General features: G+C 43.9%; 15 protein-coding genes. 8 read left to right on the top strand and 7 right to left on the bottom strand.

Translation table 11 applies throughout. The annotated features are described in order from the left end of the window. The 3 genes from ICN47_RS11950 to ICN47_RS11940 are packed head-to-tail and all read right to left on the bottom strand — an operon-like array spanning window position 1 to window position 2746. Window positions 1-1188: an MFS transporter gene (locus ICN47_RS11950; protein WP_071540414.1), complete on the bottom strand. Its 1188-nt coding sequence runs from the start codon at window positions 1186-1188 to the stop codon at window positions 1-3. Beyond that, window positions 1181-1978 (bottom strand): alpha/beta fold hydrolase, encoded by a 798-nt coding sequence (locus ICN47_RS11945; RefSeq protein ID WP_071540413.1) that lies wholly within the window; start codon window positions 1976-1978, stop codon window positions 1181-1183. Before ICN47_RS11945 ends, ICN47_RS11950 begins: the two co-directional genes overlap by 8 nt. Continuing rightward, complete coding sequence (locus tag ICN47_RS11940) at window positions 1979-2746, bottom strand: amidohydrolase family protein (RefSeq protein ID WP_071540412.1); 768 nt, start codon at window positions 2744-2746, stop codon at window positions 1979-1981. 453 nt (window positions 2747-3199) lie between these two features. On the opposite strand from ICN47_RS11940, the gene ICN47_RS11935 reads away from it, so the two are divergent. The 7 genes from ICN47_RS11935 to ICN47_RS13095 all read left to right on the top strand — a co-directional run bounded on the left by ICN47_RS11935 (window position 3200) and on the right by ICN47_RS13095 (window position 10991). Beyond that, window positions 3200-5158, top strand: coding sequence for a hypothetical protein (locus tag ICN47_RS11935; RefSeq protein ID WP_215301937.1), 1959 nt, complete (start codon window positions 3200-3202; stop codon window positions 5156-5158). Continuing rightward, a complete protein-coding gene (locus ICN47_RS11930) occupies window positions 5139-6341 on the top strand; it encodes a hypothetical protein (RefSeq protein ID WP_216220157.1) in 1203 nt (400 codons plus the stop codon). Before ICN47_RS11935 ends, ICN47_RS11930 begins: the two co-directional genes overlap by 20 nt. Before the next feature lie 343 nt (window positions 6342-6684). Continuing rightward, entirely contained in the window at window positions 6685-8154 is a 1470-nt protein-coding gene (locus ICN47_RS11925) for a Fic family protein (protein WP_071540409.1), read from the top strand. Between the two features lie 334 nt (window positions 8155-8488). Beyond that, window positions 8489-9535 (top strand): phage major capsid protein, encoded by a 1047-nt coding sequence (locus ICN47_RS11920; RefSeq protein ID WP_071540408.1) that lies wholly within the window; start codon window positions 8489-8491, stop codon window positions 9533-9535. Between the two features lie 11 nt (window positions 9536-9546). After that, window positions 9547-9930 (top strand): hypothetical protein, encoded by a 384-nt coding sequence (locus tag ICN47_RS11915; RefSeq protein ID WP_071465692.1) that lies wholly within the window; start codon window positions 9547-9549, stop codon window positions 9928-9930. A 69-nt stretch (window positions 9931-9999) separates the two neighbouring features. Beyond that, window positions 10000-10641, top strand: a complete 642-nt coding sequence (locus ICN47_RS11910) for a hypothetical protein (RefSeq protein WP_071540407.1) — start codon at window positions 10000-10002, stop codon at window positions 10639-10641. Beyond that, window positions 10638-10991: a M15 family metallopeptidase gene (locus ICN47_RS13095; protein ID WP_071540406.1), complete on the top strand. Its 354-nt coding sequence runs from the start codon at window positions 10638-10640 to the stop codon at window positions 10989-10991. Before ICN47_RS11910 ends, ICN47_RS13095 begins: the two co-directional genes overlap by 4 nt. 196 nt (window positions 10992-11187) lie before the next feature. On the opposite strand, the gene ICN47_RS11900 is transcribed toward ICN47_RS13095, so the two are convergent. Both ICN47_RS11900 and ICN47_RS11895 read right to left on the bottom strand, forming a co-directional pair. Continuing rightward, a complete protein-coding gene (locus tag ICN47_RS11900; protein ID WP_071540404.1) occupies window positions 11188-11844 on the bottom strand; it encodes an RloB family protein in 657 nt (218 codons plus the stop codon). Further along, entirely contained in the window at window positions 11844-13139 is a 1296-nt protein-coding gene (locus ICN47_RS11895; protein ID WP_071540403.1) for an ATP/GTP-binding protein, read from the bottom strand. The genes ICN47_RS11900 and ICN47_RS11895 overlap by 1 nt, the downstream gene beginning before the upstream one ends. 171 nt (window positions 13140-13310) lie before the next feature. Between ICN47_RS11895 and ICN47_RS11890 the strand changes: the two genes are divergently transcribed. Further along, the gene (locus tag ICN47_RS11890) at window positions 13311-13664 is read left to right on the top strand and encodes a hypothetical protein (protein WP_071540402.1); all 354 of its coding nucleotides are present in this window, start codon (window positions 13311-13313) and stop codon (window positions 13662-13664) included. Window positions 13665-13722: 58 nt separating this feature from the next. Here ICN47_RS11890 and ICN47_RS11885 read toward each other — a convergent pair whose 3' ends face one another. Further along, entirely contained in the window at window positions 13723-14970 is a 1248-nt protein-coding gene (locus ICN47_RS11885) for a site-specific integrase (RefSeq protein ID WP_071540573.1), read from the bottom strand. A gap of 357 nt (window positions 14971-15327) precedes the next feature. Further along, a partial coding sequence (locus tag ICN47_RS11880) for a hypothetical protein (protein WP_216220156.1) occupies window positions 15328-15555 on the bottom strand: 228 nt, incomplete at its 5' end.

Genomic DNA, 15555 nt, shown 5'->3' with positions numbered 1-15555 from the left:
TTATGCTTGCCTCCCTTGCACTTGATTCTTGAAGGCTATCGAAAAAAATATTCCCATGCCAATTGCCAGAGCCATGAGCAAAAAGAGTGGGTAAGAAGAGTTCGGTGGAAGGGCTAAAAGGCCTATAAGACTAGGAACCCCGAAAATCCCACAGTAAAAACTGGCATTAAACGCTGAGAGTGCAATTGGGCGCTGATCGATATCAAATGAATCAGAAACCCAGACACTCAGAATCGGGAAACCAAGGCTGTAGCCAACCCCAAAGCAGATACCAGCCAAAATAATCGGTATTGGGCTATGTAGATTCAAGACCAAAGCAAATGCACACGCCATCAAGACAAACGAGCAAGCTACCAAGACAGGGCGCGAGAATCCGCTTAATATACCTAGCAGACCAAAGCGTGATCCAAAAAGGGCGACGCTCATTGGTAGGAAAAATAAGCCTACCGAGAAATTGTGTTGGCTTAGATATAAAGCCATATACCCAGTAACAAAACCCCACAATACGCCAATAGAAAAAATGCCCAAACCTAAGGCATGAAATCTCTTTGCGCACAGAATTTGATAATAGGAGTGCAAGCCAATTGCAGGTGTTTTACTGGAGCGGTCAAATCCTTTAAAGATTATGGATAGGGCGATGAGTGTCAGTAATGCTAGTAGTCCCGGTAATGCCATATACAAAAAGAATCCATCAGATCCATGATTCTTAAAATACCACTGGGCTACTATAGGACCAAATGCATTAGGCAGCGGAAACATTGACGCATAGATCCCAAAGAAATAGATTATTTTTGGACCACTCAATAAGCTCCTTACATAGATCATGGAGGCAGAAAAGTAAAAGCCAGACCCAAAACCAATTAGCCCACGAAAAATTGTCGAAAGAAAGCTCGAGCTAAGGGCATATTCAAGACCTATAAAACCCAATATCATCAATGCCTGACTAATGATCATCAGTCGAATGCAGCTCATTCTTTGCAAGAGAGCGCCCGCGCTAAACAAGGCAATCAAGGTTGGAATGAGGGGCGCAGATAAGACTGAGCCAATAGCCTGTTGAGAGTAGCCCTCCTCATTTAAGAGAGCCGATAAAAATATCAACGTAGATAAAGATAGTGACCCAAAGAATGTCACTAAACATAGCAAAGAGAAACGTCTTTGAGATGTGTTATTCGCGAATGCACTAGTCATAGGAAGCACATATCTCATGAATTACAGAAGAAAGAGTCTCTTCTTGCTCGACTCTCAGGCTATGGCCACCAGGTAGGATGTGGATGCTTACTGCATTTAGTGAGCGCCCGTAATCTTGAACGTAGTTAGCCGGCATTATTAAGTCACTTTCGGCGCCAATGATGTGAATTGGTTCGGCATAACATTCATCTATAGGATCAGTTGCTTGGCAAAAATCTATTAGTGCATAGATGAGTGCTTTTAAAGCCTCTGGTCGATGTGAGTAGTAGCGTTCATAGGCATTTACTAATTCGTCAAATTGATGGCCATTATTTGCAATAAATGCAGGGGAAAATACCTGCAACATCAAGTTCTTCATAAAAACATCAAAATCAGCTTGGTCTAAAATTTTCAACCAAGTTTCAAAACGCCTGATTTGGAACGGGAAAAATTTCCTTGAGGCAATACCTCCATAAATTATTGCCTTGAATTGAACGCCCATCTCTTGTGATAAATATCGGATAACATTTCCAGCAAATGAAAATCCATAAACAATTACATCACCTGGAGAAATTTTTAAGAACCTTAAAAAATCTTCAATAAATTCGGCATAGTGCTGCATCTTGTCTAGAGAGACATCGGTTGCGCTAATTCCTTGATTTGGAAATTCACAAGTGAGGATTTTGTTATATCTAGACAAATCTCTAGCAATAGGGTCCCAGCTAGATCTTGACTGAAAGTGTCCGTTGATCAAAAGCACGGGGGCGCCTTCCCCGTTAATTCTAAAGTTCCAATTCTTAAAATCTCGCATTTAAATTCCCAAAATAAATTGGGCGTTGGCTCGACCTATTAAAGCAAGATCATCTTGTGAAAATATTAGCGCTAATTTCCCAAGCTCAATGGATGGCTCATGGGCAGGATATTCGCTACCAAAAATTACTTTGTTTCTCAAATTTCTTTCTTTAGCGCATCTGAATGCAAGAATGCTTCCCACCGATGTTTCTAAATAAATGTTTTCTCTACGTTCTGCTAAATTGAGGGCCATCTGATCGGAGGTCGCATATCCCATGTGCCCTAAGACAAAATTAATCTTTTGATGAGCCTGTGCTAGGTCTGCAAGGGCCTCAATTGAGGATGCTGGATTGAGTGTGATGTGGGTGTAGATAGGTGCGGAGTATGTATTTATTGCCGCACAGATATTGCGAACAGAATCGCTTCTAAAGTCAATTTTATGAACTAAAGGATTGAACTTAAATCCTCGAAACCCCAATTTCATTGCCTCTTCAATATCTTCAGCAATGTGATAACTTGGATCAACCGTAAAAAATGGAATAAGTCTAGCTGGATTAGCCTTGGCTATATCTAATAAATAAGCGTTATTTGGTTCGTAATTTTTTACAGATTCAGTCCCGCGCAAAAAATCTCCGAGATTAGCGGGTTCTATTAGATTTCCGGAGACAATAACTGTTTTTTCGATCCCTGAATTTTCTTGGGCGATAAATAATTGATCTAAACGCTCCTTTGAATTATCCAGATGAGCATGAAAATCTATTAGGTGAATATTTTGACGGTTCGACAATGTAGTTCCAAGCTATTGACGATTGCTAAACCGCCCAGCTTTAGTTTAGCAATCACCTACCTGTAAAAGCTTATCCAGCAATGCCGGCAAAGCCTGCGATTTTGGTGAGTAATTTAATCATGAGTCTCTCCTTAGAAAATTAAACAAGCATCCAATATGCTTGTCCATCTAAGTCTATCTTCTCTAAGTGTGTAACTCAATCAGTAATATTGACCTCTTAATAAAGATGGAATTGATAACTGTAAATACATTTGTTACTTATAAAATTTCTATCACTTTATGGAAATACTTTTAAGTTGGTATGTACGAAAACCTTGCCATGAATATTGTATTTATCAGCAAACATTGACTTTTTAAATTAAGAGCCCTCACCAATTAATTCTTTGCTTCACCGATTCAAGTTAAATCTAAGATAAGTGCATCGATGCGAGATTCGCAATCTATAAATAGCATGTGCCCCAAGACTCCAACGCCCTTCAACAAAAATGGACTGCCCGCATCACGCATGCGCGCGCTCACTGGGCAACATTTCATAAGCGCGTAAGGCATAACCGCAATACAGTAGCCGGCTTTAACTGGAATGCCGACCCCACCGGCAAAGACTTTTATAGTCTTAGAGCCAACCTCATACACGGCACTATCTCAGCAGTTCTCCCAAACGTCTATGCACGTAACCCAGAGATCTCAACAACACCAACTCACTCGGGCGCTGACATTAAGCTCTTCTGCAAAACATTGGAGAAGGTCACCAATAGAGCGCTTGAACATGCCCAATTAAAGAACCGAGCCAAGTCGACGGTAAGAGCAGCGCTCACCTGTAGCTTCGGCATTCTAAAAGTGATGTATCAGCGAGATCCAAGCAAGGATTCATATATCCAGGGTCGAATCAACGATGCCCAAGAAAACCTTCTAGCCATAGAAGACTTGGTTCGAGATCTTCAAGGCGAAGATCAACATCATCGTGATGCCAAGAGAGCGGAGTTGGAAGAACTCATCAAGTCACTACAAGAGCAAACCGAAGTGCAATCCGCTGAAGGCTTAGTAATCGATAGAGTCCTTACAGAAAATCTTCTCATTGACCCATCTATCTGTGAGTTCTGGGATTACACCGACGCTGACTGGATCTGCCAAATCATTCCAATGAAGCGTAGCCAAGCAGAAGCGCTTTATAAGAAGAATCTAGCTAATGCGAAGATCTACCAACCAGGTCAAGGCGAACCCTCGCATAAGAAAGCCAGGCGCTTAGCCTCCATGCATATGGATGCAAGCAAAAGTCCGGTAAGTGATGATCAACAGATCGCAGTCTTAGAAATCTGGGATAGAACTACTCAGCGTGTTTACACCATGGTCGAGGGCGCGACAGAATGGCTGCGTGAACCTTATTCCCCTCCAAGGGCTGGAGAGCGCTGGTACCCGTTCTTCTTATTGCCGTACCAAGTAGTCGATGGTCAGTTCGTTGGCCCAAGCCTGGTTGATCTAACCGAGCGCCTACAAGATGAGCATAACGAAGCCAGAGATCGATTTAATCAACATCGTGACCTATGCATCCCGGGATGGGTAGCATCAGCCGATATCAACGAAAAGACCATTAAGAAGCACTCAGACTCCCGATTCGGCGAGATCACGATTGTCGATACTGAAGGCAAGCCCCTTAACCAAGTCATCATTCCTCGGGGTCACCCCAAGATCGATCCCATCGTCTATGACACCAGTGCGGTACGTTATGACTGGGAGCAAGTCACTGGCTTGCAAGATGCAGCGCGTTCCACGGTAGTCAGACCCAAGACAGCAACCGAAGCCAACATCTTGCAAAGAGCCTTATCAGGGCGCGTATTTGAATTCAAAGACCAGATAGAGGATTGGCTACAAGAGATAGCGCAATACAGCGCCCAAGTTCTTTTGCAGGAACTCACCAAAGAGCAGGTAGAGCGCTACATGGGGCCACCAAGTACTAAGACCACCATGGTCAATGGGGAACTAGTCATGACTATGGAGAAAACCTATGACTGGCCAGAGCTCACCAAAGACCGAATCTTTGACATGGTCGATCTACGCATAAGAGCAGGTACCACCGGCGCACCAGATGGCATAGAAGACAAAGAGAGCTGGCTCAAGGTCTTACCCATGATTACGAATCTATCAATTCAGATACAAAACCTACAAGCAAGAGGAATGGATTACGAACATATCCGTAATCTCCTACATGAGACCCTCTTGCGATATGACGATCGTATCGATTCAAATCTATTTATACCGAATGTAGAAAAACAAGCGGAGGGATGGTCACGCGATGACGACCCAAACTTAGGAATGAATTGGTTTTCTGAACAAAGGCAAAAGACAAACGCTGAAATGAATTACAGCAGCAACTTATTAAAAGAGGAGACAGGCAATGACGCAGGTAGCAAATGAGGTGGAAGGATTTAAATCAGAGGTACTCACTAAGGGTGGTTCAATTCAGAGGGTGCAGGATAGAGAGGCCAAGAAAGAGCGCGAGCGCCTTGAAAAAGAAGTCTATGAGAAGCACGCCGCCGAGAGCGCCGCAAGGCGCAATAAGGCAAGGGAAGAGCGCGCGCTTGAATTGATAGCGCAAGCAAAAGCCAGGCAAGAAGCCGCTCAATTAGATAAGGAGCGTAGCGCTCAAATACAACAAACACAAAAGGCGGAGCGTAAGAGCCAGAGTCGGAGCCAAGCAGCCAACTTACTAGATGATCTAAGTAAGACCCCCAATTCATCTCTTGCCAAGTTATCTGAGGATATTGATGAGGGCGAAGTATTGGAGGAGGAGTCAGAGGCTCTAGAGCCCGAGTCTATATTTACACCTGTTAAGGGCGAAGTGCATGTGCCATCCTTTATGCCTGCTTCAGCAGATAAGGCGCCACCACAAGCCCATGACCTAGGTGAAATATTGCCTGCACCAGTCGCTATTACCGTCGATACACTTCCAAAGACTGAGATTCAAGCTGAAACAGCTGAAGATCTAATTAAGAAGGTTTTGAACCCCGGACCCACGGATCCGAGTCCCGATGCCGAGCCTAGTGTTAATACAGAATCTTCTGGCGGCATCAAATCAAAGCGAGGGTGTGAACGTATTCAGAAAATGATTAACGAAAAACGCGACCTAGAAAAGCAGGTTGTTGATTTGCAATCTATGGTGGCCACACTTCAGGATGCAGTTCGTAAATACGAAATAGAGGGAATGCTTGTAGGCAATGTGATGACTCTCGCCGATAGTCAGAAAAAGCCTTCCGAATTAGTCACAGAAGCAAAGCTGCAAATGCTCAAGTTCTTAAATACTCGTTCAGATGAAATCGATCACACCGATAAGGCGATCTGCTTTAACAAATACATGTCAGACCCTTTCTACATGCAGGTCTTCGTGCAGAGCAATCAGCCAGAGCAGTGGCAGACCATGATTGAGTCTATCTATGAGGCGATTGGAAGGCCGGAGCCAAGCTTTGCAAGTGTTAAACCTATGGCAATCCATAGCCCTCAACCGATTCGGGCGCGAACTTCAGCATTAGGAGCGCCGTTAGCTAGTGCGGGCAATCCCATGGATCGGATTGCGCAACACTTAGGCAATATGGGAATTTAAGGTGTTTTTTTGACATGTCGCTCCTAATGGGTGACATGTCAATAAAGCTGCATATTTCTGGCTAAATTGCCCTGGAATGTCAATAAAACTGCTAATAATCGCAGTTATTGTCAATAAATCTGCCTATTCCAAGTGAATTTAGCTTTTGAAGCTGGCTAGCAAAAAAACATTCAAACTGCTATTTCGTAAGAAAAAGTGAGGATATGTTTAAAAATGTAGGAATCTATTGAAATATGTAATAAAAAGTGTGTAAATATGTGTAATCGTAAGAAAAAGTGTGAATATGTAAGAAAAAGTGTGGGAAAATAGCTATTCGAACGAAAAAGTGGGGCTTGGGGGAAATATGGGCGATATAGGCTATTCACAGGTAAAAAGTCAGCTTGATCTCAGTGCTTTTGACCCACTTGTACCCGCACGCCTTGCCTCGGTAACCAGTGTAACGCCCACCCAGAGTGAGTTGTTGATACCCGCAAAGGTGGCTCCCAAAGATGATCGCCCACTAAGTCACCTGTTTTTTGCGCTAAAGCATGAAGGAGTTAATCTCCAATTGTTATCGCAGGCCTTAAGAAAAATCCCAGCCCAAGAGATGCTGGCCGCAATTAGCGAATCGCCAACAGGCGTTTACATTCGTACGGCTTGTTTTTTGTGGGAAGCCTTTAATAAGCAAGAGTTAAAGGGCGCGCCAGTAATTACGGGGCCTATGGTTAATTTATTTGACCCCAAAAAATACATTACAGGACCAAGCATACGCAATGCCAAATGGCGAGTTAACTTCAATGGCTTGGGTTCTTTGGATTACTGCGTAACTGTTGAGCGAACCACACGTATTAATAGCCTGCTTGAATCTAATATCCTCCAGAAAGCAAATGAATTTCTATCAGAACTAGGTGGGGCCGCATCCGATAGGGCAATGTCTTGGGCTTATTTAAGTGAGACCAAAAGCTCTTTTGAAATTGAGCATGAGACACCGAGCGCTACGAAAGCAGAGGCATTTGTAGAGCTACTTAAAAAAGCCCATCTGACTACCCAGCTAGATGAAGAGTACTTAGTTGGCTTGCAAAATACCGCCATTACCAATCCTTTGGATAGAGCAGTTAACTATCGCTACCAACAAAACTGGTTAAGCAGTCCATTGCGTGGTGCTGCTGGCGTAACGTACATTCCACCGCCACCTGAAATCGTTAATGACTTGATGAAGGGCTTGGTAGATTTTGCCAATACCGCACCAAAGCAGATCGATCCTTTAATTGCTGCTGCGATTGTTTCCTTTGGATTTGTTTTTATCCATCCATTTATGGATGGCAATGGGCGCTTATCACGCTTCTTATTTCATCATGCTTTGTGCCAGTCGGGTGCTTTAAAGAATGGCTTGCTATTGCCAGTATCCATTGCGATGAAGCGCAATGAAGACGCATACCTAGCAGCTCTAAAGAGCTTTTCTGAGCCTGCTCGCAAGCGCTGGGAAGTCATTTGGATTGACGGTGATGAATATCAAATGACCTTCAAATCAGATGATTCCTTATATCGCTATTGGAATGCCACTGCCTGCGTTGAGTTTGGATTGGAGATGGCCAAGCAGGCGCTAGAAAAGGACTTAAGAGAAGAGACTGAGTTCTTGGCAAAGTACGACCTCATTTACCGCGCTATTGATGGGCAGTACGACATCAGAGGCAAAGATCTCAATTCATTAATTCTGGCCTGCATGGAGCAAAACGGAAAACTATCGGCTAACCGCCGTAAGAAATTTGCTGCAACAGTACCTGAAGAAATATTTGATGCAATTGAGGTTGAATATGCGAAGGTAGTGGGCTGATTCAAAAATCCCCAGAGTAATTCTGTCAAGGGCACCCCAAAGGGGTGGCTTGCGAACCCTTGACGGCCACGATTAAAGCAACGCTCTTTTATGCCCAGGGTGGCAGAAAGACACGTTGGGCATAAAGACCTAAAGCGAGTTCATTTAGTAACTCAACAAAAACCCCACAAATATCCCGAGCCTATATCTACCGCCCCAATAATTGATCTCAGTGCTTCACGCCTATGCGTTAAAGCTAGAGTCGCACCTAGTAGCGTAGCAATGGATGGGTTCACGCTCCATCACCAGGTATGAAGCCAACTAATTTCTTAAATAACTATTGATGGGGTGGCATATGCCAATTTCAAATACAGACTTGCAAGAACTAGCTAAGGTTTCCTTAGATGAGTACTTACGCAATCTACCAGTTGATCAAATCGCTGTAGAAAGACCATTTCTTAAAAAACTCATGGAAGGGCGCAAAAGCCTATTAGGCGCAAAGCAGAACGTAGTCGAGAACATCCGCAAAGAACACGGCAGTAACTTTAGCTGGGCCTTTGGAGAGGAGACGGTCAAGTTCAATAAACGTAATACGACTGAGCAAGCCTCATTCCCATGGCGTAGAGCGGTGGATGGTCTGTATATCGACTATGACCGCTTATTTAGTAATGGCATCAAAGTGCGTGAGGGTGGGGCGCGAGGATTCCAGCTGGAATACAACGAACGCGTACAGTTGATCAATCTCTTGGATGAGCAATTAGAAGTCCTACGAGAAGGATTCCTTAATAAGCTAGATCTTGAGCTGCACCGCGACGGCTCACATGGCGCAGATGCAGTAGTGGGACTGGATAGCCTTGTTAGTCTGGCTCCTGATGCCGGCACGGTAGGCGGTATTGATCGAGCCAAAGCAAGCTATTGGCGTAACTACGCTATTAAAGACATCGCCTCAACATCGCCAGGTAACTTAGTAGGCGAGATGGAGACTGCATGGCGCCAATGCATTAAGCATGGCGGAAGCCCAGATTTCATTATTGCGGGTGGCAAGTTTATTGATACCTATCGCAAACAGGTGACGGTCACCCATATCGCTGGATCGGGTGAGACCAAGTACATCGATGCTGGGGTAGGTGCAGGCGTAAATACCGGCTTAGCCTTCAAGGGGGTTGAAATTATCTGGGATCCCCAGTTTGATGAGCTCGATGCCATGGCTAATCGCACGGTGGAGTGGAGTAAGCGCTGTTACTTCTTAAATACCCGTTTTATGAAGCTGCGCGATGACGACTTAGATATCGTTGCCCCGATTCGTCCGCACGACACACTAGCGATGTATGCCATGGTGAATCTACGCTGCGCTTTATCTATTTCACGGGCTAATGCCCATGCGGTATTGGCTATTCAATAAGGGAAGCTCATATGACAAATAAAGAACTCATTCATAGCGACTTCCAAATTAAAGAGGTGGAAGCGGTAGTGCGTAGAGATGCATTCACGACCATCCATGTGCACGTACCGCCATATGAGACCAATATCCTTCGAAATCTCTTTGGGCGCGAGAACGTAACGGTGTTCGAGCGTCCATCAAAGACAACTATCACTCCAGAGCAGGAGTACGACCGCTTATGCGCCAAGTATGGCCATGAAGTTGTGGCCAAAGTCTTTGGTGAGGATGATGGTGATCGGTTAATGGAGATCGTAGAAGGCTTGATGAAAGAAGGTCAGCTCCCAGCACAAGAGAAGGCATTGGAAGGATCTCTTGAGCAAGAGCCATCAGAAACCAAGGGAGCCAAGAAACGCTAGCAGAAGGGATGACCACCGCTAGCAGCAGGTGTTTGGGTGCGGCTGTGGGTGTTGAGGTGACGATGGTGTGTGGGCGCGCGTAATTGCGCCCCACTGCCAACACCAAATAAAAGCCTAGGCGGTAGTGGGGCGGTGAACTTCCATATTCCAAGCATCAAGATAAAAACTCATTACATGCTTCCAATCATCACCTCTCTAGTGCAAACCTTGGCTGTCAATGGCCTTGGTCTGCTTGCGGGTGCGGTTCAGGCTAAAGGTAAAGAATTTATTGAGGGCAAGATTGGGGTGCGCATTCCGGATAACCCCAGTCAGGAAGATCTCATTAAGCTCAAGCAGTTAGAGATCGAGCAAGAGCAGTTACTACTGCAATACACCCTCAAGCAGAAAGAGCTTGAGATAGAAGAATCAAAGCTTCTAGCTGAGATGCATCGAGCCTCACAGGACAACGCTACCAATCGCTGGCAATCCGATATGGGCAGTGACTCCAAGTTATCCAAGAACATCAGACCAGGAACGCTGGTTTACATCCTAACGGCCTACCTCCTATTTGCATTGCTCTCAGCCATGGGCATTGATATCAATGAAGCCTATGTAAAGCTCCTAGGCGAATGGGGGCAGTTAGTCATGTTGGCTTACTTTGGCGGTAGATCAGTAGAGAAGATCTTTGAGATGCGCATGCATGGCTTAAATAAAAAAGAAGAGGCTAAGTGAATACAAGGGTAAGCAGCCTAGTAGCGGAGCAAGCAGCTTTCCTAATTGATGTCAGCAGATTGATTCAGTTTGCTACTGCGGAAGGCTGGGTCATCACAGGAGGTGAGCTCTGGCGCTCACCAGAGCAGCAAGAGATCTACTTTAAGACTGGTAGATCAAAGACGATGAATAGCAACCATCTAAGACGCTGCGCCATTGATCTGAACTTCTTTTGGAATGGAAAGCTAGTTTGGGACAAAGAGCTTATCCGTACGGTTGGCGAATACTGGGAAAGCCTAAGCCCCAAGAATAGATGGGGTGGGAATTTCAAGGGATTTGTGGATGTACCGCATTTTGAGAGGGTGGTTTAAAATCACCCAGACGGCTGCTTTCAGCCAATACTGGTTGGAAGAGTGGAGAATTGAAAACGTAGGATAGAGGACTAAAACAGTTCTGCACATTGGGTCTAAGCTGGTTTCGACCTACTGCCCTACAAGCACCGAATCTCGTGGCTCGCAGCGGTTTCAAATATTTCCCAAATGGCATCGACAGCGTTGAGTCGGGGGCTTAATTTTGTGACTGCTTGATGGCAATTTCTTTTATATGTTGCACAAGTTTGTGAACATTAGTCATTGGGTTTTCATTGCTAGTGTGTCCGCGTCTCTCAAGCCATCCAGCGTTTGTAATGGCGATTTCTAGCCTTGTTATTAGTTCTTGGCAAATTAAATCATCCGCTTTTTTATAGGCACGAATGTGATTTTGATTTGAGATGTATCTCACAACTTCGGCAGAGGTTCCAAATGAACGATCTGTTTGCTCAAAATGAAGCAACACCCATAGTTCAAACGATGGAATGCTAATAGCCTCTTTAATGGGAAGGGGTTTTTTAGTCCGCCGACTTAGGCTTCGTATTTTTTCTCTGGCCCTGTCAAAGCTTTCATGAATATCTTTATCAAATACACAATAGATATGGTCGTAACCATCGTTTGTTAAGTTGAGCTGCTCTGCTTTGTTAACTAGATTCACGGGCGCTGAGTCGGTGCCGTTGCCGCAAACATATATGGTAGCAGTGGCCAGCCTTAGGCTTTGACAGATAGCCTTGAGGTATTTGGTCTCAGTTTCACCTTCGCAAACAATCAGCGTTACTTCTTTGGGCGGAGTATTCCCCGCTTTTCTAGCAAATGATCTTTCGCCCCTTAATGCCGAGAGTCTACGAGAAGTCATTAGTTAATTTCCCCCACAACAGGGACAGCTCCGTATCTGCCTTTAAGGTATCCGCGTTCTAGAGCTTCTTCTTTGCGCGGATTATAGTCAAGCAAGGAATAGAGATGTGTTGCCTTTTGATTGCTTTTTTCAACAAACCAAATTTGATCTCTTCTTAATAATGCTGTATCCAAAAGATTTGTATCGTGTGTTGTAAAAACCAATTGAGCGTTACTTTTATTTTTCTTGCTATGAAATAATTCAACAAGAAATCGAGTAATTTTTGGATGAAGACTTCGTTCTAACTCATCAACTAATAAGGTTGCCCCAATATCAAGCGACCTAATCCAGCCTCCAGTTAGATTGAATAATTTCCTGGTGCCCTCAGACTCATCTTCTATGCTTAAGTGAACCACTTCATTGGTCTTTGCGTTCTTATGCGTAGTAGTGACTTTAATCATGGTCGGTTTTTGGCCAATGCCATCCTCAGGCCCGCCAAGGTTAAAGTGAAATGCACCTAGCGCAAAGGGGTTGTTACCAATAAATTGAGCTTGAGGAGGTAGCTCCTCTTCTTTAATATCAATGCCATCAATGCCAACATCAGCAGCTTTTAGGTAATCAAGGATTTTGTATCCTTCATTGTTCTTAATGAGATTAATGCTAAGCCATGGATTGAGGTCTATGCCCGAGGTAATAACAATGAGTTGATTGGCTATCCAGCCAAAAGGAGTTTTAAGTTGTTCGTTATTTAATTGAACGGCAGTAGAAAAAAACAAAGAATTATTTCTAGTGAATTCTTGCCAAACCTTTTTCTCTGCCTTATCACCCTTAAACTTCGATCCAAACCACCATTCATATTTGCCAGATTCTTTGTTTAGCTCGCGCTCAAACCAGCGTTGAGGTCTTCCATTCGGATAAGAAACCATCCACTCTTTTTCTACTGACTTTGGTGTGGCGGAGAGATGGTATTCATACTTCACACCATCATTTGCTATGAAAACAATATTGAATTCAGAGGGCTCGTTTGGGATATTTCCGTCAAGCAAGAAAGGGGTAATGCCTCCCATTGGGATGCCCTCTTGAGAGGAGGCGGAGTGAAGGATGAGCTGTTGTAATACCAGTGTAGCTTTTAAGAGATTGCTCTTGCCTGCTGCATTTGGTCCATAAACAACTGCCGATTTAAGGTATTTAGTTGCCTCGTCAGGCAGTTCAATTACATTTTTTTCAGCATGCTCCGAGTCTGTGCTGGCTACCATGCTCAGGGTTTGGCGCTCAAGAATGGACTTGAAATTGGCAACGCTAAATTCTATTAACATGTCTTCTCGTGTAATTAAATTGTAATTTACGCATATTTTCTGCAAAAAACGAATTTAAATGTAACATATAAGTGTTTTCAAGTAAACCAAGTAATTTCCACCTTAACGAAGACTGTATAAATTTACAGCGAATTATTGATGGTTAGAGCTTAAATTGGGAAGGAAAGCCATATGAACTTAATAGACTCTTTGTTTAGAAATGAGAATCGTCGCACTGCTTATAACGATTTTCTAAATTTAGTTGCGCCCCAAATAATCGTAGATCTTCAAAATGAGTTGGAGAGCATTGATTTTCATTCTTTTGTGGAGCCTGTTATTGAATTTAATTCTCCAGCCATTAAGTTCACAGTTTCTAGCGACAACAGTGCCGGGGAAGTCTTTGTATTGTTTGATTCAGCCTGGGGGACTTATGCCGTTGGGCAAAAGTCTTTGGGCGGCAACTTTAATTCAAGGTCGTTGCAAAACTCTAAAGATGCAGAAGAGGAGGCTAAATCTAGACTTAGAAATCTGATGATGAGCTGGTAGATGGTAATTGCAAGCGTCCCGCTGGACGCTTCAGCATTAATATTAGTCATCTCTTCGCCTAAGCTATATATTCTCCCCATTCGCTCATTAATTTAGAGCGCTTCTCCAATTGATCCTGCCTCCTATAAGCAGCCTCAGACTTATTCTTAATGGTGTGAGCCAGAGCAAGCTCCACAGTCTCATTTGGATAGTCAGTAGTTTCTGCCGCCCAATCCCTAAATGTAGATCTAAATCCATGGGGAACATATTGAGCATATGCCGGCATTCTCTTCATGATGGCAATGAGAGACATATTTGACATGTTATCCTTGTTGTAACGCTTGCTAGGGAATAGAGCTTCATTTATGCGATGTTCAGAGAGGTATTCATATATCTCAATCGCCCGAGAATTTAGTGGCACTCGATGAGCTTTACCGGCTTTCATCCTCTCAGCAGGAATAGTCCAAACCCTATTTTCAATATCAAACTCATCCCACTTGGCATTAAGCACCTCACCAGTTCGTGTAGCCGTAAGAATTAAGAACTCAAGGGCAAGCACAGAGAAACCACTCTTTGTTCGCAGTTCTCTAATAAACTCACCCATCTGTTGAAATGGCAGGGCAGGATGGTGACTCTTCTTCTGGATCTTGTTGGCTTTAGGTAAGAGATGGGCTAGGGCGCCTTTAAGGCGCGCTGGATTGTCTCCCTTGATGTATTCATGAGCTTTGCACCAGTCAAGGATCACCTCAATTCGTTGACGTACGCGAGTGGCTGTTTCGGTGCGAACATTCCAGAAGGGGCCTTCAACTTCACCAGTCTTCTTCTTGATTTCTTGTTCTAGAAGTTTGGCGATATGACCGGTATTGATTTGATCAACCCGCATCTTCCCAATTTTTGGATTAACAAAAGTAGCCATAGTGTTTACCCATTGATCAGCATGCTTCGTATTCTTCCATTCTGATCGTTTGGCTGCAATACAACGCTCTGCTGCAATTGAGAAGGTAATTTCATCCTCAGTGGCGGCTAGGGCTTCAGTCCGAATCCTGTTGCGCTGTTCTATCGGATCAACACCATCTAGAATTAGCTTACGAAGCTCAAGCGTTTTCCGTCTAGCATCAGCAAGTGAGCGGACCTCAAGTGGGCCCAAACCCATATCTCTGCGTTTAAATGAAGTAGGGCTGGTATAGCGAAATATCCAACTTCGCATGATTTTATTTACCCCCGGCATCACCTGAAGATATAGCCCTCTGGATTCTGAGTCGTGGTAAAAACCTGGCTCAGAGAGATTGGCAATACGACGTGCCGTAAGGCTAAATTTATTCGACATTCGGCATCCCAAACTCAACCAAAAATTACCCCTTTTGAACTCATCTTTAATCAACATATTTTATTGAATCTCAATGGGTTACACGGGAGCATGGTTACATAGAAGCCATGTCAGTGATGGGTCTAATGATGGAGTTTGAACCCCCCTTTGTACCCACCATGAAAATAAAAAAACTTAAAACAGATAAAAAAAGCTTAAAAAGCACACCTTTTTTAAGTGCTCGGCAGTCGCAACTCCCTTATGCGCTAACGATGATTTTTTCCCGTTTCTCACCCATCAGCAAGACATAGTCTCAGGTGGATTTAGGTGGTTTACACGGGAGTAGGGTCAACCGTTAAAGCCATATATTTAAAGGGTTTATGGATAATGGTAGAGTGCTTTGGAGGGGCAAAATCTAGACACCTCTTCCGCCATAGCCTTTAGTGATCCAGTGAAACCACCTCCGGGTGGTTTTTGCTTTTTCCCTCTCAGAATTAATCCATCTATCCCATCTCTCCTTGTTGTTTTTACACGATCCCCCACTTTATTTTTACTATAGTAGTGAAGTTCAGTACTTCTGTAGTATAGTAGAGGGAATGAAGCGAC

Origin of the sequence: Polynucleobacter sp. AP-Latsch-80-C2, from assembly GCF_018882185.1 — a bacterium.
Lineage (GTDB): Bacteria > Pseudomonadota > Gammaproteobacteria > Burkholderiales > Burkholderiaceae > Polynucleobacter.
Note: the sequence above shows the minus strand (reverse complement) of the source record. Positions and strands in the feature narration are given on the sequence as shown.